Here is a 17719-nt window from a genome sequence, read left to right as displayed (position 1 = left end):
CTTATAACTCCTTTTTCTGACAATTCATTATATCATTAGAATAATTGCTTTTTAAGTTATTGTAAAAGATAGCACATAATTATTTTTATAGGTACAAATAATTCTTAAGTGAGGTAAATATTATGAGTGATCAAAGACCAATTGGAGTATTAGATTCCGGCTTGGGTGGCTTAACTGTTGTCCAAGAAGTGATTCGCCAGTTGCCAAATGAAAGTATTATTTTTATTGGTGACGAGGCTAGAATGCCTTACGGAGTGAAGACTCATGAACAAATCATATCCTATACTCGAGAAATGGTACAGTATTTAATCAGTCAAAATGTCAAGATGATCATTTACGGCTGCAATACTGCCACAGCCCAAGCTCTGGATGCTATGGAAAAAGAATTTACGATTCCCATGATCGGTGTGATCAAACCTGGCTCTGAAGCTGCTACTAATGTTACTAAAACTAATCATATTGGAATTATTGGTACACAATCAACTATTAATTCAAAGAGTTACAATGAAACTATCAAGAACCTTGATCCTAAGGCTGATGTTTTAGGCATTGCTGCTCAAAAATTTGTCAGTATCGTTGAATCAGATTCTGCTAATACTAAACAAGCTAAAGAAAATATCGAAACGACTTTGAAACCTTTTAAAGATAGCGACTATGACACTTTAGTTTTGGGATGCACGCATTTTCCAATGCTAAAAGAACAAATCAGTGATTATTTGCCCGACATCAAATTAGTTGATCCGGCATTGAAAACTGTCGAGCGAGCTGAGAAATATTTAACAGATAATAATCTTTTAACTGATAGTAAAAATCGTGTTTTGCAGTTACACGCAACTGCGAATATTGAGGAATTTTCAAAACTTGCCAAACGTTGGTTAGATGTGAAGATCGATGAGATAAACTTAGTCGATTTAGAAGATGCAGTCGCAATTGGAGGAAAAAATGAAAGAAATAATCATCGCCACTAAAAATCCGGGGAAGGCTCGTGAATTTAAACGAGTTTTTGATGACCAAGAGTTTACTTTGAAGACTTTATTAGATTTTCCTGATTTTCCAGAAATTAGAGAGACGGGAACTACTTTTAAGGAAAATGCTACGATTAAGGCACATGCTGTCATGGAACGCTTTAATTTGCCTGTGATTGCTGATGATTCCGGATTGGAAGTCAGAGCCTTATATGGTCAACCAGGCGTTTATTCAGCTCGTTACGCTGGAGATCACAATGATGCAGCTAACAATGCTAAGTTGTTGAGCGAATTAGGTGGTGTTCCCAAGGAAAAAAGGGATGCGCGCTTTGTTTCTACGTTAGTTTTTGCTAATCCTAAGAATGAAGAAGACTTAGTCGTTGAAGGTGAAGTCAAAGGTATCATCGCCCAATTTCCACAAGGAGACGACGGTTTTGGCTATGATCCATTGTTTTATTTACCAGAGTTAGGTAAGACGATGGCTGAATTGTCAGTTGATGAAAAGAATCAAATCAGTCACCGTGGCAATGCTATTAAAAAGCTCGAAAAACAGTGGCAAGATTGGATCAATTGGTAATTAATTGCCCATAAATTGGTATAATGCTAATATGAAAGTGCTATTAAAACATAGGAGGGTAATATTATGACTGGTGGACAAATTGCAGGATTAATTGCAGCCGTTGCTTTTGTAGTATTGGTTGTATACTTAGCCAGAACTTTAGTTCAAACAGCTAAATTGCTTCAAGAGTTACAAGAGACAATGAAGGAAACAACTAAGATGGTTGAGGTTCTTTCAAAGAACACTGAACAAATCATGGATCAAAGTACAAAGTTGGTTGATAAGACTAACACGTTGTTAGAAGACGTTAACCACAAATCAGATAAGTTGAATCCATTATTTGATACCGTTGAAAACATCGGTAAGAAGACTGCTAAGGCTACTGAAGAAAAGCCAAACAGTGGTTTCAATTTCCAAAATCTAATGACTATCGGTAATTTAGCAACCGTTGCAAAGACAGCTGCCAAGATTTGGCCAAGAAAGAAGAATAAATAATTATGAAAAATAATCACTTTTTACTAGGCCTAGCCTTGGGTTGTGCATCAGGATATGCTGCCTCTAAATATTTAACTAGCGAGTCAGGTCAAAAATTACTAGAAAATATCAATACTATTCGCAGCGATTTCAATAATGGAGGCGTTGGTCTTAACAATAATGATTTAGTTGATCATTTCAACGAGAAGACAGATGCTTTGAAAGATCACATGGCTTCTACTGTTGATAAGATCAAAGAGGACGAAGATACTTCTGATATTGTTTTTGATGAAGATGATTTGAACAACGAAGAGTAGTTTCGGATAAGAATGCCGTCGTCCACAAAAGCTCTGTGATTGGCTGGAACGCTGCCGACACAACTTGGAGCCCTTGCTAAGCCCAAATTCGGGCAAGGCCTTCAAGATTGGTCTTATTCTAAGCGATAAATCGCTTAGAATAATATGGCGGCTGAGCCATCACAGAGCTTTTGCTCCCGACTAAATTGCAGTTTTTATTTTTATGGAGTTAGACAGATTTTTATTAAATAACGTATAAAATTAAAATTTTAGCCTTGCTGGAAGAAGTTCTAGCAAGGTTTTTTTCATCAAAAAAAGACATTACTAGAATCTAATAATACAATTCCTGTAATGTCTCTTATATATTTATGAATTATTTAATATATTTCAATTCTTTACTTGTATGTGTGAATGGTTCGCAGCCATCTTCAGTGATGTAAACACAGTCTTCGATTCTTACGCCGGCAACATTTGGAATGTAGATTCCGGGTTCAATGGAGAAGCACATGCCTGGTTTTAGAACCATGTCATTTCCTTCCATGATTGAAGGGAATTCGTGTTCTGAAGTTCCCATACCGTGGCCTAGTCTGTGGATGAAGTATTCACCATAGCCAGCTTTAGTAATGATATCACGAGCAACTTTGTCTAATTCAGCAGCTGTAATACCGGGTTTAGCAGCGTCCATAGCAGCGTATTGAGCTTCTAGGTCTACTTTATAGATGTCGAGTGATTTTGCGTCAGGTTGGCCGAAAGCTACGGTTCTAGATGCATCACTGATATAGCCGTTGTGAACTGTACCAAGGTCAAACAGGATCAATTCATCTTTTTTAACGGGATTCTTTTCCGGACCACCGTGTGGATTAGCAGCGTTGGCACCGGCTTGAACGATTGTGTCAAAACTCATGTGCATAACGCCTTTTTTCATCATTGCATATTCGATTTCGGCAACGATTTCTTGTTCGGTACGTCCTTCTTTGATAGCATTGAAAGCTACTGAGAAGGCATAGTCAGCTTCAGCACCAGCGGCTTTTAATTCTTCGATTTCTTCAGGAGTTTTGATCAACTTAGCATTTTCCATGTAACGAGAAAGGTTAACTGGGAAAGTTGCGTCTGGGAATTGGTTAGTCAAAGCTTCGAGTTTTTGAACGGACATGTCATCTTTTTCGATGGCCCATTTAACAGGACTGCCAGCAACGTCTTTGATGTGACCAGCCATTAAAGCAAATGGATCTTCATGGTCAAGATATCCGAAAACATCTTTATCCCAACCGACTTCTTTGACAGCTTCAACTTCAAGTTGAGGGGCGAAGACAAAAGGATCTTTGTCAGGGAAAACTAAAAGTGCAAGAATTCGTTCTACCGGATCACTGTAAAAACCGGTAAAATAGTGAATGTCGTTTGGATTTGAAACATAAGCTGCATCAAGTCCATTTTGTGCTAAATATTCTTGTAGTGCTAATAATTGTTTCTTCATGAAAATGCTCCTTTACGTTAATATTTATAATAGTATAGCATTGAAAATGATTTTCTTTTTGAAAAAATATGAAAACATACAACAATAAACTAGAAACCGCTTGCAAAATGTAAACTTTTTTGATAAATTAGAGATAATTAATGAAAATATTGTTTGAGAGAGTGAATATTAATGGAGAAAAAAGTAGTAACAATCTATGACGTAGCCGAGGCTGCCAACGTTTCAATGGCAACTATTTCACGTGTAGTGAACGGAAACGCCAATGTAAAGGAAGAAACTAGAAAGCGTGTTTTGGAAGTAATCGATCGTTTGAATTATCGTCCAAATGCGGTAGCCCGTGGTCTTGCAAGTAAGAAGAGTACAACAATCGGAGTAATTTTGCCAGATATTACTAACTTGTACTTTGCATCTCTAGCAAAAGGTATTGATGACGTTGCTTCAATGTACAAATACAACATCATTTTGACTAGTTTACAAGAATCTGTCGGTGATGAAGAACAAATCTTGAATAATTTACTATCAAAGCAAGTTGATGGACTTATTTACATGGGCAAGCAATTGTCTAAGAAATTAAAACGTATCCTTGCAAACTCAAAGACACCAATCGTTTTGGCTGGATCAGTTGACAAGAACAATGAAAGTGCCAGTGTAAACATTGATTTTACTGATGCCGTAGCTAGCGTTGTTGGTCAATTAACACAAAATGGTCACAAGAAGATTGCCTTTGTTGGTGGAAGTCTTGAAAATCCTATTGATGGAAAATACAGACTAGATGGTTACAAGAAGGCTTTGAAGAAAGCACATCTTAACTTCTCATCTAACCTAGTTTTTGAAGCAGAATACTCAGTCAGAGCCGGAGAAGCAATCTGGGATGCTGTTCACAGCAGTGGTGCCACAGCAGCATACGTAACAGATGACTTGTTGGCTTCAGGTATTTTGAATTCAGCTGTTAAAGCAGGCGTTAAGATTCCTGATGACTTCGAATTGATCACAAGTAACGATACAATCCTTTGTGAAGTTACACGTCCAAAGATGAGTTCAATCGAAGAACCATTGTACGATATCGGTGCGGTTGCTATGCGTTTGTTAACTAAGATGATGAATCAAGAACAAATCGATGACAACACAATCAAGTTGCCATACAGCATTGTAAAACGTGGTTCAACAAAATAAATTGCAATTAAATAAAGCTTGTATTGCCTAATTAGGCAGTGCAAGCTTTTTATTTTTCACTAATTTTTCGTTGTTTGTGCAAATCCCAAATGATAACAACAATATAGCCAAAAGCCACCAATGACAGACCACCAGTGACCACAGAACTCAACTCGTAAGGCAAGTTAATAAACCCACCTAAGATCGAATAAAGTGTGTTTAACAAGACGACAATAGCAAGAGTCATCGACTTGTCCCAAATTTTTATATTATGTTTAATTTTGTAAATAATCACTGTCAAAATAAAGACAATCAAAACTGCCGCGACAATGTATAAAGTATTTTGTAAAAAGCTTGGACTAAAATACATAAATTTTCTCCTTAAATCAAAGTAACGCTCTAATTCTATCACATTTTGGTGAATGTAAAAAAATAACCCTAATGATCGAATGACCACTAGAGTTATAAGATTAATTTTCTGTAGAACCAGTACCAGTTTCGATGTTGCCAGTCACAGTATCGCCAGTTGAACCACTAGATTCTTGACTAGAGCTGCCACCAGTTTCTAATTCGGTACTTGAATTGGAATTAGAGTTTGAACTAGATCCAGAGCTTGAACCAGAACCGGAACCAGTTCCTGATCCAGTACCAGTTTCAGTAGTACCACTAGTAGTACTTGAGTTAGTAGTTCTTGATCTCGTTGTAGTTGAACTAGTTGTGACTTCAGAAGACTCGTTGCTATTAGTACTGTTGCTAAAACCAGAAGTTCTGCCGCTACCATTTTCGTTGGCTAGTTCATTAGCTGATTTAGTATTTTCACCTAATTGCTTAACCACTGAATAACCGTTGCTACGTCCGAAGTAGTGATCCCAGAATAATTTGTAATTCTTAGATTTACCACCAATAGCGAAGTTATTGTAAGACATCGCTTCAGGACGACCCTTATAGTATAGCGAGTTGGTTGTGTGTTGATTTACCTTAGTTGTTATACCGTTGTACTCAATTGAACCAGTGTAAGTACCAGTTTCTTTGTCGACCTTGTAAGACTTAACGCCACTAGGTTTCTTGAATGACTTATTGACGTTGAAGACTGATTTATCTTCTTCGTACAAGGAGTTAGCCATACGAGACCAAAGTTCTTGGTTGATATCAGTTGAGTTACTTGCGAGGTTGTAATTATCATGATAGAAGTTATCGTATCCAATCCATGATGCTAAAGTCATACCATCGGTACTTCCAATGAACCAGTTATCACGATAGTTATTTGATGTACCAGTTTTACCAAAGAGGTTCTTCGTATTGAAGTTAGCTTCGTAAGAGAGAGCAGAAGCAGTACCTTTAGTAACAACTCCGTGAAGCATGTTCTTAATGATATAAGAAGTTTGTTTAGAGAAGACGCGGGTCTTTGAACCCTTGTGCTTGTAAACAGTCTTGCCAGTTGGATCTGTAATGCTTTTGACAACATAAGGATCAACGTGGACACCTTTATTGGCAAAAGTAGAGAAAGCACTAGCTTGTTGGAGTACTGTGACACCATTTTCAGTACCACCTAAGGTAATACCTAATTGGTTGTATTCCTTATTGCTTAAATCGATACCCATCTTCGACATGTATTTCTTCGAACTGACACCTTGTTGTCTCAAATAGTTGTACAAGTTAACTGAAGGAATATTGTATGATTCTTCCAATGTCTCACGAGCAGAAACAAAACGATTTTGAATTGTTTCGCCGTAATCAGTTGGAGCGTACTTCTTAAAACTTGTCTTGAAATCGGCCAACATTGTTTGTGAACCGATAAGACCATTTTCAATCGCTGGAGCAAAAGTAATCAAAGGCTTGATTGATGAACCAGGAGATCTCTGCGTACTAAAGGCGTGGTTCAATTGAGATTTCTTAAAGTTGACCCCACCAACAAAGGAAAGTACTTGACCAGTCTTGTTATCTAGTAGAACTGAACCGTTTTGAACAGGTTCTGATACTTTAACAGTTTTACCAGTATTAGCATCAGTTCCTGAACCAGTATGAGTTGTTCCTAGATTACCTTTGAATTGTTGAGCTTGTTCGTTCATTGCTACATAAAGTTTCTTGTCGATCGTACTGTGAATCTTGTAATTCTTGTTGTGCAATTCGGTATTGGCTTGTGTGTAATATCTTTCGTAAAGGTTTTTATCCTTTTTGACATCACTGTATTTGACACCATCGCTTTTGGCCAACCGTTTCATCAAAATAGTTCTTGTTTGTTCAGTCAAGAGATTGTAGATGTAGCCATACTTGATTTCTTTAGAACTAGCTTTAGCTGGCTTTAGGAAATCTTTTTTCAAGTCAAATTTTTTGGCGCTGTTGTATTGAGCTTCAGTAATTTGTTTGTCACGATACATTCGATAAAGAACGATATCTTTACGTTTCATACCAAGGCTCATGTCTTCTTTGAAAGTACCACGTTGTGTAGTACCGTTTGTTTCTGAGACGACACGATTATAAGGTGTATAGACCGAGGGACTTTGTGGCAAACCAGCGATAAAAGCTGATTCGGCAATATTCAAGTCAGAAGCATTTTTACCAAAGAGACCTTTAGCAGCAGCTTGGACACCTTGAATATTTTGTCCTTTGTTATTAGCACCAAAGGTTGCGGCGTTTAAATAATCCTCTAGAATTTCTTCCTTAGAGAAGTATTTATCGACACGCATAGCTAAGAAAATTTCGACTGCTTTACGTTTCCAAGTAGTTTCAGATGATAACATCTGCATCTTAACTGTTTGTTGAGTCAAAGTTGAACCACCAGTTTGAGCACCGATTCCGGTAACGTCAGAAATAATAGCTCTAAAAATAGACTTAGGAACGACACCCTTATGACGATAAAAGTCACTATCTTCGGTAGCTACAATGGCTTTTTTCAAATAAGGCGACATTTCAGATAATGAAATTTTCTTACCTTGAAGGTCTTTTTGTAAATTATCGACCTTAGAACCATCACTAAAGTATAGCGTGGCAGAATTGTTCACGTCTTGAAGTTCTGATTTCATTTCTTGTTTAGTAGGTACTTCGACTTGACTCGTCAAAGCAGATACGTAACCTGTACCAAGACCGATAGCTAAACTCAAAAGAATCAAAATCCCAGCAATGGAATAGAGAATAATTCGGCGAATAACTTCAATCGTTAGATTAGCTTTTTTAGCAAAGTCGGACCAGCTTTTAATACTTTTGAAGCTGTTGACGATGCTATTCCATAAATTTTTCACTTTAAAATAAGCTCCCTTAAAAAGTTACATACCGTAATTATATAATAAAATCGATTTAGAAGTGTAAAAACAAAAAAAGTTCTGTCGAAATTATGTCCAACAGAACTTTTTAGTTTTACTTAATTAGGCGATAAATGGCGTCGGCGTAAATGGCAGTCGACTTCAATAATTTATCGATATTAATATATTCATTAGGTTGATGCATAACATTTTCATCACCAGGGAACATAGCACCGTAGGCAATTCCGTGTTTTAGAATACGACCGTAAGTTCCACCACCAACGGTAAATGGTTCTGTGTCGTCACCTGTATGATCACGATAAGCTCCAACTAAAGCTTGAACCAATGGATCGTCAGCATCGACGAAGTGTGGCAATTGATTGTGCCCTTCGATAACGGCAGTGACATTTTCTGGTAGGTGATTGTTGATTTTTTCAGTCAAAGTATCACCAGTGTCACCTTTAGGATAACGAATGTTTAACAAGATATTAGCTTTGTTTTCATCGTATTCGTAGATGTTAGGTGAAAGTGTCAAATCACCCATAACAGCGTCAGTATTAGCAATGCCAAGATGTTTGCCGGCAAAGTCTAAATGTAAGTCATTAGCAATGAATGAGAAGTAAAGCTTTTCACTGTCATTTAAGTCTAATGTTACTAAGAATGATGCTAAATAAGTGGCGGCATTGATACCATTGAATGGTTCCATAGCATGTGCACCTTTACCGATAATTCTTACTTCGGCAACATCATCGTTGATTTCTAGACTACCTTTGATTTCTTTGTTAGCAGCTAAGAAATCATTGAACTTAGCTTTCAAATCGTCAGCACTGATATTTGCAAGATTGATTTGGCAATCAGCGTTTTGAGGAACCATGTTAGGTCTGATTCCAGCTTCGAACTTCTTAACTAAACCGATTGTTGGTGTAGGGAAGTTAACTCTAAATGAGACGATTCCTTTTTCACCATTGATGGCAGGAAATTCAGCATCAGGTGAAAATCCAGTTTCAGGCATGGTTTCTTTTTCCATGTAGTGATTGATGCCGACCCATTCGCTTTCTTCATCAGTCCCCAGAATCAATTGCACACTCTTAGATGTAGGCAAAGCCAATTCCTTGATGATTTTCATAGCGTAGTAGGCAGCAAGGCCAGGGCCTTTATCATCACTGGCACCACGAGCATAAAAGTTACCGTCTTTAATTACGGGTTCAAAAGGATTAGTCTCCCAACCTGGTCCTTCAGGAACGACGTCCACGTGTGACAAAATAGCAATGGCATCATCGCTGTCACCTAGTTCAATTCTTCCAGCCAAGTTATCGACATTCTTAGTTTTGAAACCATCACGGTCTGCAAAGTGTAAGAATGTTTGAAGAGCTTTCGCTGGTCCAGGACCTAGTGGAAAATCGCTAGTCTTGTGTTCTGTATCTCTAGAACTATCAATACTTACTAATTCAGAAAGATCGTTGATCAATTCATCTGAACGATGTGCAACCTCTTTCTCCCAATCTATCGACATATTTTCTATGACCTCCACATGAAGTTTTTTTCATTTTACCAAAGGTTGAGCTTAAAGGCTAATCGGTCTATATCTCATTTATGGAATCGCTGTCAAAATTTTCAGAGAAATTAATAAATGAATTATTAAAATCCCTGATTAAATCAGCGTTTTGGACCGATTGGTCGTTTGTTGGCATGGCGAAAGAAATATTTTCTAGTAAATCAATATTTTTAAGACGTTGACCCTTAGGCAAACTCTCATAGCTTTCTTCAGAATTGTTGCCGAGGTAGTTGTTTGGATTCAATTGAATTAAGACATTTTTGGCATTGATCCAGCCATCTTTTAATTTCAACCACGTTTGTGAGCCGACTTTTTGAATCGTCAAGATGCGTTCTGCTTTGTTAGCTTCGAGACGGTTGCTGATGACGTCAGTATTTGGTTCTTGGTAGAGCAAGTTATTCGGTTGTTGATTGCGGTAGATAGCTTTGGCACCGAAATATTGACGTAGATCACTGAGTGAGTATTCGGAGTTGAAGCCAGTGGCATTGGCAAATTGATTCTCACCAACTTGAACGTATTTTTCGCCATTTACTTTGACGATGTTAGTGATGTGATAGCCATCAAGTGGATTGACTCGTTTTTTAGTCTTGATTAAACGATAAGGATTCTCGTAGATAGGCTCAGATTTTGTCGACATGTAGTAGACATTTTGATTGAGAGCTTCTGATTTAGACTTATCTTTTAGTTCACGATATTCGTTACCAGTTCCAGGGTAGTTAGTGACCACGCCATCGATAGGCATATTGATCAAGGTATTCCACTTCTGGGGACTTTCGTTCATTTCATCCCAGGCATAGATAGTTTTGCCCATGAAATGCATCGTATTGATAATTTCTGGAGTAATGATTTTTGAAGAAAGATTGACCCCGGTAACGTAGCTTAATACTTCGAAGTTAACTCGCTTGATAGTTCCAGCAATGAAAATCCGAAGGATGTTTGGCATCAATTCGGCTTCATTTTGTAAACTCTTAGTGGAGAAGGAATGAAACATGACTCGGTCTTGCATGCCATATTGATCGATAGCTTGTTTCAACAATTCTTCCATATTTTGAGGATTGCCTTTTTTGGTTTTCTTAGTTTCAATCAAGAACTTAGCCTTAGGGTTGTTTTTGTAATGCTCAAAGACTTGATTCAGACTGTGGATCGGTTCGCCATTTTTTTGAGTCAATTGTGACAACTCAGAGAAATTGTGTTGAGAAACGATGGCCGAAGTTCCGGTAACTCTTTCCAGATCACGGTCATGCGAAATAACTAAGACGTTGTCTTTAGAAACGTGAATATCTAGTTCAACATAATCGGCACCTTCGTCAAAAGCTTTGTTAATACTTTCGAAGGTTTCTTCTGGAGCATTGATGGGGTCGCCACGATGACCGATAACGGTAAAACCACTAGCGAAAAAGAAGATTAACAAAGCTAGTGATACTTTAAAAATTTGGAAACTTTTTGAAATCATAATTAACTCCCTAATTTTTTAGATATTATATACTAGAGTAAGTAGTGAAATGTGAGGTATTTATTAATGAATAACGAGAAACAAACATTAGATATGATTGAGCAAATAACTCGTAATGATGGAACAAAGTATTATGAGCTTGCCAATATTGTAATGAACGGTCGGGCTGAAAAAGCTGCTGAATTAGGATTAATCAAAGAAGTTAGAATTCTAAAACTCAATATCCCACATTCTTCAGCTGTTGGCGTTTACGAAGATTACGTTAACCAAAATTATACAGTTCCACCTATGGAATTAACAGAATGGGTTGAATATAAAAAACCAGAAGGTAAAGTGTTGGATGCTTTTAATGAAATCTTGAAGGCTAACCACATTGCCACAGAGGACAGTGCTGAATAATGAACTATTTTATAGCAGATACACATTTTTATCATTACCAATTGTTGCAACCAAATAATTTTGCACCACGTCATTTTGGCAATGTTGATGAGATGAATCAAGCAATGATCGATGCTTGGAATAGTCGCGTGGATGAAAATGATCGAGTTTATCATCTAGGCGATATTTCGATGCGTCCGCAAAACACGCCGACTGACGAAGAGACTTATGATATGCTACGTCAATTGAATGGACATATGACTTTGATCAAAGGAAATCACGATTATCGTTCTTTGTTCAAATTCTTGGATAAACACAATGAAACTTTGTCTGATGGCAAGAAGAGATTTGAGTTTGAAGACGTTGGTGCTTTATTGAAATTTGATCATCATCAATTTTATTGTACTCACTATCCTCTGTTATTGGGAAAAGTTGAAAAAATTATCAATCTTCACGGTCATATCCATCACTATGCCGTACCGATTCCCGAAAATATCAATGTTGGCGTCGATGCTCCAGAACGAGATTACTTGTCAGAAGATCTACCTTGGGGTTCACCTTTACGTGGTGAAGAAATTTTGGAAATGTACGACAAGAAGAAACAGGACTTAGCTAGATTACAAAGAAAGTAGGATATTATGGAGAAAATTCAAATAGTTCATACGAATGATTTACATTCACACTTTGAGAACTTTCCAAGAGTCAAACGTTTCATTGAACAATCTAGAAAAGATAGCACTGCTGATGATTTTTACTTATTTGATATTGGGGATGCCATGGATCGAGCACATCCTTTATCAGAAGCAACTAATGGTCAAAAAAATATCGAATGGATGAACCAATTGCATTATGATGCTGTAACGATTGGCAATAATGAAGGATTAGGCAACAGTCACGAACACTTGGAACATCTGTACGACCATGCTAATTTTCCAGTCGTGTTGAACAATGTCTATGAAAAGAATCCATCACGTTTGGCTGACTTTGCTCAGGCTAGTAAGATAATTGAGACTAAAAAGGGTACTAAGATTGGAATTATCGGTTTAACGGCACCTTATATTTTGACGTATCCACTGTTGGATTGGGATATTCGTCTGATTCAAGAGATGTTGCCAAAATCTTTAGAGCTGGTAAAAGATTGCGACGTCATAATCTTGCTATCACATTTGGGTGTTTCTATGGATCGATTGATTGCCAAAAAACGTCCCGAAATCGATGTTATTATCGGTTCTCATACGCATCATTTATTTCCTAAAGGGGAAATGGACAATGGCGTCTTGTTAGCTGCTGCCGGAAAGTATGGTCAAAATATCGGTACTATCAATCTAGAACTAAACGATGATAAAAAAGTCGTTGAGAAGTCAGCTTTTACTACCAAGACCGAAACTTTGCCAGAGTTGTCAGGCGATGAAGACTGGATTAAGAGCCAATTTGATTTGGGTGAGAAATTACTCGATGAAAAGAAGGTTGCCAACCTACCAGAATCCTTGAGCGCAGATTATCAAGCACCAAATTCGATCATGAATGAAGCTTTGTCAGCCGTTCAAGAATTTGCCAATAGTGATGTGGCAGTTTTGAGTTCAGGATTGTTTTTGAGTGATTTGCCAAAGGGAATCGTTACTCAAAAAAATCTTCATGACATTTTACCACATGCAATTCACGTGATGAGAACTACTATGACAGGCGATAACGTTTGGCGCTTAGTCATGGAAATGGAAAAGAATCGTCTATACTTACGCAATCACCCTCAAAAAGGGATGGGATTTCGTGGTAAGATATTTGGCGAACTAGTTTATCGGGGAATAACGATTGATAATAAACGCAATGTTTACATCAATGGTCAAGAATTAGAGAAGAACAAAGAGTATACTTTAGCATTATTGGATCATTATTTATTCGTCCCTTACTTCCCATCGATTGAGATTGCGGGGAATAATGAAATCTTGTATCCTAAATTCTTACGAAGTGTATTTGGAGATTACTTAAGTAAAAAATATCCGATTTGAGGTGATTACTTGCAGGACGTTGAGGAAAAGAACGTTACAAAAGTAGCTTACGTAATAAAGTTGGCTGATAATTTAGTTTCTATTAATAAGACACAATACAGAATAGTCGAAGACCACGACAGTGGTTTTAATGAAGAGAGAATTGAAGAACGTTACAACAACGTTTTAGATAAATATGATTATATTGTCGGCGATTGGGGATACGATCAATTGCGTTTCAAGGGTTTTTATGAAGACCAACGCAAGGAAAGTACGCTTGACAATCGTATTTCGCATTTGGAAGACTACCTATTAGAGTATTGTAATTTTGGCTGTGCTTATTTTGTTTTGGAGAAAGTTAAAAAAGCTCCACTCAAAAATAATCATCGTCGCACCAATCATCGTTTTAAGACGAGAACTAATAAGTTTGTCAAGAATGTCAATAAGTCTAAGCCCCACAATAATCAACATAAAAGAAAGCCTACACGACACAAGAAGACGACTGTCAGTGCCAAGAAGACTTTTAAAATTAGAAAAATAGGTGAAAAGAATAAATGAAGTATCAAACATATTTAATTGATTTAGATGGAACAATGTATCGTGGAAAGGAAAAAATTCCTGAAGCTCGTGTTTTCATCGATAATTTAAATCGAGCTGGAGTTGATTATTACTTTTTGACGAATAATACGACCAAAACACCACAACAAGTGGCTGAAAATTTGGTCAACAACCATCAAATCACAGCTACACCAGAACAAGTTGTTACACCATCACTTGCTACAGCAGCATATATTCAAAATATGTTTGATGATGATATTACTAACCACAGTGCTTATGTTATCGGTGAATATGGATTAAAGAGTGCTGTTTTTAATACTGGTATTAAATTGAATGAAGATAACCCTGATGTAGTAATTGTCGGATTGGATTACGACGTAACATACCATAAGTTTGAAGTAGCTACTTTAGCTATTAAGAAGGGCGCATTCTTTATCGGTACTAATGCTGATACTAATTTGCCTAATGAAAGAGGACTAGTACCTGGTGCTGGTTCAGTAATTTCATTAGTCGAGACTTCAACTCAACAAAGAGCTCACTACATTGGTAAACCAGAACCCGATATGATTTTCTTTGCGGCCAAGGAAAAAGGCTTTGATCCTAAAACTTCCGTAATGGTTGGAGATAATTACAATACTGACATTAAAGCCGGGATCAGTGCTAAAGTCGATACTTTGTGGGTCAACACAGGTGTCAGTACCCATGCCGATATCGATAAAGAAAAAATCAAACCAACACACCAAGTAGAAAGTCTGGATCAATGGGATGTCTAATGCGCAAAAAGACTTGTTTTATACAATAGCTCTAGCTTTCTTTATTTTGACAGCTACTATTACGATTACGATCTTTGCAAGTTATTTGTTGTTTGCTTTTGATATTAAACATTATTATTTAGAGCAGGCAGTTAGTTTGAAGTATTCCACGATTATGAAGAATTACGCTCAGATGATGGATTATTTGATCAATCCCTTTAATTGGCATTTTCAATTGAGCGATTTTGCGTCATCAGCTTCAGGTAGACTGCATTTTGAAGACTGTAAAAAATTGTTCTTATTGAATTTCGGTGTTTTTATCGGGACAGGACTGATTGTTGCTAAATTCAGAAGAGTTCGAGCGAGATACAATCGCATCTTCTTGTGGATCGGTATTTTTGGTATCGTATTAGCAATTTTGATGTTGTTGAACTTTGACGAATTCTTCGTGATCTTTCATGAAGTTTTATTTAGAAATAGCGATTGGTTATTCGATCCTAATAAAGATCCAGTTATCAATATTTTGCCAGAAGAGTTCTTTACGCAGTGTTTTGTTTTATTCTTTATCTTGTTTGAAGGACTGAATTTTTGGAAAGCCAATAAAAAAAACGTTTAGGAAGTTAATCCTGAACGCTTTTTTTTCGTCTATTTTTAAGAGCAGTAATTAAAATTGGAATCAATGATACTAGGACGATTCCGATAATGATCAATGAAAAATGTTCTTGAACTGCAGGGATGTTACCGAAAAGATGCCCAGCTAGAGAACAAATCGTTACCCATAAGAAAGCCCCGATGAAGTTGAACTTCAAGAAGGTTCCATAATGCATCGTTCCACTACCAGCAACAAATGGTACGAAAGTTCTAATTAGAGGAATAAAACGACCAATGGCGATAGTTTTACCACCATGTTTTTCAAAGAAGACGTGTGCATCATGCAAATGCTCTTTGTTGATCAATTTTCCAAGGTATTTATTCCTCGTCGCGTATTCTCCAAAATGCTCACCGATTTCGTAGTTCATTGAATCTCCCAAAACGGCGGCCGCTAAGAATAGTAAGAACAACACCCACGAAATCAATCCATATTTAGGATTAGCGGCTAATGCCATGGCTGCAAAGATTAAAGAATCACCAGGTAGGAATGGCAAGATAACCACACCAGTTTCAATAAAGATGATTATAAACAAAATTAAATATGTCCAAAGACCGAAATTATTCACGATATTAACTAAATGACTATCAATATGCAAAATGAAATCGATCAGACCAGTCACGTAACTCAACAAATCAACTCCAAAAATTCAAATTAAACTACATTATAACAGCTTAACTTAAAATAAATTTAAATACAGGCTAAATTAAAGATTATTTTTCAAAAATAGAAGTACTGTGTTCGAAGTAATCTTTGTCAGGATAGAGATTTCTCAAGGCTTTAGTAATTGCGATAGGACCTTCGGCAAAGGCAGTGGCAATCAATTGTAGTTTACCAGGGTAAGTTACAACATCTCCAATTGCAAAGACGTTAGGTAGATTGGTTTCCATTTCTTGAGAAACTTTGATGAACGGACCATTTAATTCCAAATTCCAATCACGCAAAATCTTAGAATCGGACACGAAACCGTAGTTGACTAATAATTTATCGGCAGTGACTGTCTTTACGTCGTCAGATTTGATCATTTTCAAAGTGACATCGATTTTGGAATTGTCTGCTTGATTGAAGTCGACATTTTTGATGATATAAGGATTGAGCTGTTCGACGGATGATTGATTCAATTTGTTGACGCTAGATTCCATAGCTCGATACTTGTTTCTTCTATGAATGAGGGATGTATGGTTAGTGATTTTATCTAAGTCGATTGACCAATCAACAGCAGAGTCGCCACCACCAGCTACTAAGACGTCTTTACCTCTAAAATCTTCCAAACTGTTGACGAAGTAGTCGAGATTATTCTCTTCTAGAGTCTTGTCATAATCAAAGGTCAACTTTCTAGGTTTAAAAGCACCGTTACCGATAGCGATAATAATTGCCTTACTATAGATAGTTTCTTTATTAGTAGATAATTCCCAAACGTCATCTTTTCTATTAATAGAAGAAACGGAAGTTCCTAAGTATTGATCACAGTTGAGGATTTGTAATTGATCAAGTAGCTGTTGCGTTAACTCACTACCAGATACTTTGGGTAAAGCCGCAATATCGTAGATGTGTTTTTGTGAGTAAAGTGTTTCGGGTTGTCCACCGAGTTTAGGCAAGCTCTCTATTAACGCAACGTCCAAATTTCTTAAACGTCCGAAGTAAGCCGCAAACATACCGGCAGGGCCGCCACCGATAATAGAAATGTCATAAATTTTCGTATTCATATCATAGTCACCATTTTCTGTTATATAATCTATAGATATATTGTCACACATTTTATATTAGAACAAAGGAGGAAATTAAGTGAGAATAGGAGATAAAATCACAGGTACGATTTCTGGTATTCAGTCATACGGTGTTTTCGTTAAGATTGATGATGAACATCAAGGACTGATTCACATTTCAGAATTAAAGCATGGCTTTGTTGCTGATCTAAATAGTCAGTACAAAGTAGGAGATAAGGTCGATGTAATTGTAATGGGAATCGATGAGTATAATCAAAAGATAAGTTTGTCGATGCGGGCATTACATCCACAGAAAGTAGGAAGACCGATTTTACATAAGCATTTTTGGACTAATTACCGTGATCACATAGGCTATAAGACGATTGCAATCCACAAAGATGCCTGGATTAGCAGTGCAATGAAGCTAATTTCAGAAAAAAAGCAAAAAAATTCAACTTTTTTGTAAAAAAGGGTTGCGCACCTCTATTCTAATTGGTAATATATATCTTGTTGTTGCGACAGAG

19 protein-coding genes are annotated in these 17719 nt (G+C 37.0%); 12 read left to right on the top strand and 7 right to left on the bottom strand.

Features of this window, described 5'->3' with window-relative positions; all coding sequences use genetic code 11:
• The first annotated feature begins 122 nt into the window (after nucleotides 1-122).
• The 4 genes from murI to LF20184_RS09475 all read left to right on the top strand — a co-directional run bounded on the left by murI (nucleotide 123) and on the right by LF20184_RS09475 (nucleotide 2315).
• Nucleotides 123-968 (top strand): glutamate racemase, encoded by an 846-nt coding sequence (murI, locus tag LF20184_RS09490; RefSeq protein WP_010018761.1) that lies wholly within the window; start codon nucleotides 123-125, stop codon nucleotides 966-968.
• The gene (locus LF20184_RS09485) at nucleotides 943-1542 is read left to right on the top strand and encodes an XTP/dITP diphosphatase (RefSeq protein WP_010018763.1); all 600 of its coding nucleotides are present in this window, start codon (nucleotides 943-945) and stop codon (nucleotides 1540-1542) included. Before murI ends, LF20184_RS09485 begins: the two co-directional genes overlap by 26 nt.
• A 66-nt stretch (nucleotides 1543-1608) precedes the next feature.
• Entirely contained in the window at nucleotides 1609-2019 is a 411-nt protein-coding gene (locus tag LF20184_RS09480) for a DUF948 domain-containing protein (RefSeq protein WP_010018764.1), read from the top strand.
• Nucleotides 2020-2021: 2 nt separating this feature from the next.
• Nucleotides 2022-2315, top strand: coding sequence for a hypothetical protein (locus tag LF20184_RS09475; protein WP_010018765.1), 294 nt, complete (start codon nucleotides 2022-2024; stop codon nucleotides 2313-2315).
• A 352-nt stretch (nucleotides 2316-2667) separates the two neighbouring features.
• Here LF20184_RS09475 and LF20184_RS09470 read toward each other — a convergent pair whose 3' ends face one another.
• Nucleotides 2668-3768 (bottom strand): M24 family metallopeptidase, encoded by a 1101-nt coding sequence (locus LF20184_RS09470; RefSeq protein WP_010018766.1) that lies wholly within the window; start codon nucleotides 3766-3768, stop codon nucleotides 2668-2670.
• A 171-nt stretch (nucleotides 3769-3939) separates the two neighbouring features.
• On the opposite strand from LF20184_RS09470, the gene ccpA reads away from it, so the two are divergent.
• Nucleotides 3940-4941, top strand: a complete 1002-nt coding sequence (ccpA, locus tag LF20184_RS09465) for a catabolite control protein A (protein WP_010018767.1) — start codon at nucleotides 3940-3942, stop codon at nucleotides 4939-4941.
• Between the two features lie 49 nt (nucleotides 4942-4990).
• Here the strand turns inward: ccpA and LF20184_RS09460 are convergent, their stop codons facing one another.
• The 4 genes from LF20184_RS09460 to LF20184_RS09445 form a co-directional block, all read right to left on the bottom strand.
• Entirely contained in the window at nucleotides 4991-5290 is a 300-nt protein-coding gene (locus LF20184_RS09460; protein WP_010018768.1) for a hypothetical protein, read from the bottom strand.
• A 100-nt stretch (nucleotides 5291-5390) separates the two neighbouring features.
• Nucleotides 5391-8159 carry a transglycosylase domain-containing protein gene (locus tag LF20184_RS09455; protein ID WP_010018769.1) on the bottom strand — a complete coding sequence of 923 codons (2769 nt, stop codon included), beginning with the start codon at nucleotides 8157-8159 and terminating at the stop codon, nucleotides 5391-5393.
• Nucleotides 8160-8274: 115 nt separating this feature from the next.
• The gene (gene pepV, locus LF20184_RS09450; protein WP_010018771.1) at nucleotides 8275-9672 is read right to left on the bottom strand and encodes a dipeptidase PepV; all 1398 of its coding nucleotides are present in this window, start codon (nucleotides 9670-9672) and stop codon (nucleotides 8275-8277) included.
• Nucleotides 9673-9739: 67 nt separating this feature from the next.
• Nucleotides 9740-11167, bottom strand: a complete 1428-nt coding sequence (locus LF20184_RS09445) for a glycerophosphodiester phosphodiesterase (protein ID WP_010018772.1) — start codon at nucleotides 11165-11167, stop codon at nucleotides 9740-9742.
• A gap of 66 nt (nucleotides 11168-11233) precedes the next feature.
• Here LF20184_RS09445 and LF20184_RS09440 point away from each other — a divergent pair, with 66 nt between their 5' ends.
• From LF20184_RS09440 to LF20184_RS09415, 6 genes are read left to right on the top strand one after another with little or no spacing between them, the layout of a single operon-like run.
• Nucleotides 11234-11566 (top strand): hypothetical protein, encoded by a 333-nt coding sequence (locus LF20184_RS09440; RefSeq protein ID WP_010018773.1) that lies wholly within the window; start codon nucleotides 11234-11236, stop codon nucleotides 11564-11566.
• A complete protein-coding gene (locus LF20184_RS09435) occupies nucleotides 11566-12177 on the top strand; it encodes a metallophosphoesterase (protein WP_010018774.1) in 612 nt (203 codons plus the stop codon). The genes LF20184_RS09440 and LF20184_RS09435 overlap by 1 nt, the downstream gene beginning before the upstream one ends.
• 6 nt (nucleotides 12178-12183) lie before the next feature.
• Nucleotides 12184-13551, top strand: coding sequence for a bifunctional metallophosphatase/5'-nucleotidase (locus tag LF20184_RS09430; protein ID WP_010018777.1), 1368 nt, complete (start codon nucleotides 12184-12186; stop codon nucleotides 13549-13551).
• Between the two features lie 9 nt (nucleotides 13552-13560).
• Nucleotides 13561-14088 carry a YutD family protein gene (locus tag LF20184_RS09425; RefSeq protein ID WP_010018778.1) on the top strand — a complete coding sequence of 176 codons (528 nt, stop codon included), beginning with the start codon at nucleotides 13561-13563 and terminating at the stop codon, nucleotides 14086-14088.
• On the top strand, nucleotides 14085-14861 hold the full coding sequence (locus LF20184_RS09420) for a TIGR01457 family HAD-type hydrolase (RefSeq protein ID WP_010018779.1): 777 nt from the start codon (nucleotides 14085-14087) through the stop codon (nucleotides 14859-14861). The genes LF20184_RS09425 and LF20184_RS09420 overlap by 4 nt, the downstream gene beginning before the upstream one ends.
• Nucleotides 14854-15456: a TIGR01906 family membrane protein gene (locus LF20184_RS09415; protein ID WP_056945234.1), complete on the top strand. Its 603-nt coding sequence runs from the start codon at nucleotides 14854-14856 to the stop codon at nucleotides 15454-15456. Before LF20184_RS09420 ends, LF20184_RS09415 begins: the two co-directional genes overlap by 8 nt.
• A gap of 4 nt (nucleotides 15457-15460) precedes the next feature.
• Here the strand turns inward: LF20184_RS09415 and LF20184_RS09410 are convergent, their stop codons facing one another.
• Both LF20184_RS09410 and LF20184_RS09405 read right to left on the bottom strand, forming a co-directional pair.
• On the bottom strand, nucleotides 15461-16111 hold the full coding sequence (locus LF20184_RS09410) for a VTT domain-containing protein (RefSeq protein ID WP_056945237.1): 651 nt from the start codon (nucleotides 16109-16111) through the stop codon (nucleotides 15461-15463).
• A gap of 91 nt (nucleotides 16112-16202) precedes the next feature.
• Nucleotides 16203-17195 carry an NAD(P)/FAD-dependent oxidoreductase gene (locus LF20184_RS09405; RefSeq protein WP_010018783.1) on the bottom strand — a complete coding sequence of 331 codons (993 nt, stop codon included), beginning with the start codon at nucleotides 17193-17195 and terminating at the stop codon, nucleotides 16203-16205.
• Between the two features lie 79 nt (nucleotides 17196-17274).
• Here LF20184_RS09405 and LF20184_RS09400 point away from each other — a divergent pair, with 79 nt between their 5' ends.
• The gene (locus LF20184_RS09400) at nucleotides 17275-17661 is read left to right on the top strand and encodes a CvfD/Ygs/GSP13 family RNA-binding post-transcriptional regulator (protein WP_056945235.1); all 387 of its coding nucleotides are present in this window, start codon (nucleotides 17275-17277) and stop codon (nucleotides 17659-17661) included.
• The last annotated feature ends 58 nt before the right edge of the window (nucleotides 17662-17719 follow it).

This window comes from Companilactobacillus farciminis KCTC 3681 = DSM 20184 (assembly GCF_002706745.1).
Taxonomy (GTDB): domain Bacteria; phylum Bacillota; class Bacilli; order Lactobacillales; family Lactobacillaceae; genus Companilactobacillus; species Companilactobacillus farciminis.
Note: the sequence above shows the minus strand (reverse complement) of the source record. Positions and strands in the feature narration are given on the sequence as shown.

What these genes read in the sequence shown, in the direction of transcription:
- murI (WP_010018761.1), top strand. Translation starts at nt 123, where the DNA reads ATGAGTGATCAAAGACCAATTGGAGTATTAGATTCCGGCTTGGGTGGC.
- LF20184_RS09485 (WP_010018763.1), top strand. Translation starts at nt 943, where the DNA reads ATGAAAGAAATAATCATCGCCACTAAAAATCCGGGGAAGGCTCGTGAA.
- LF20184_RS09480 (WP_010018764.1), top strand. Translation starts at nt 1,609, where the DNA reads ATGACTGGTGGACAAATTGCAGGATTAATTGCAGCCGTTGCTTTTGTA.
- LF20184_RS09475 (WP_010018765.1), top strand. Translation starts at nt 2,022, where the DNA reads ATGAAAAATAATCACTTTTTACTAGGCCTAGCCTTGGGTTGTGCATCA.
- LF20184_RS09470 (WP_010018766.1), bottom strand. Translation starts at nt 3,768, where the DNA reads ATGAAGAAACAATTATTAGCACTACAAGAATATTTAGCACAAAATGGA.
- ccpA (WP_010018767.1), top strand. Translation starts at nt 3,940, where the DNA reads ATGGAGAAAAAAGTAGTAACAATCTATGACGTAGCCGAGGCTGCCAAC.
- LF20184_RS09460 (WP_010018768.1), bottom strand. Translation starts at nt 5,290, where the DNA reads ATGTATTTTAGTCCAAGCTTTTTACAAAATACTTTATACATTGTCGCG.
- pepV (WP_010018771.1), bottom strand. Translation starts at nt 9,672, where the DNA reads ATGTCGATAGATTGGGAGAAAGAGGTTGCACATCGTTCAGATGAATTG.
- LF20184_RS09445 (WP_010018772.1), bottom strand. Translation starts at nt 11,167, where the DNA reads ATGATTTCAAAAAGTTTCCAAATTTTTAAAGTATCACTAGCTTTGTTA.
- LF20184_RS09440 (WP_010018773.1), top strand. Translation starts at nt 11,234, where the DNA reads ATGAATAACGAGAAACAAACATTAGATATGATTGAGCAAATAACTCGT.
- LF20184_RS09435 (WP_010018774.1), top strand. Translation starts at nt 11,566, where the DNA reads ATGAACTATTTTATAGCAGATACACATTTTTATCATTACCAATTGTTG.
- LF20184_RS09430 (WP_010018777.1), top strand. Translation starts at nt 12,184, where the DNA reads ATGGAGAAAATTCAAATAGTTCATACGAATGATTTACATTCACACTTT.
- LF20184_RS09420 (WP_010018779.1), top strand. Translation starts at nt 14,085, where the DNA reads ATGAAGTATCAAACATATTTAATTGATTTAGATGGAACAATGTATCGT.
- LF20184_RS09415 (WP_056945234.1), top strand. Translation starts at nt 14,854, where the DNA reads ATGTCTAATGCGCAAAAAGACTTGTTTTATACAATAGCTCTAGCTTTC.
- LF20184_RS09405 (WP_010018783.1), bottom strand. Translation starts at nt 17,195, where the DNA reads ATGAATACGAAAATTTATGACATTTCTATTATCGGTGGCGGCCCTGCC.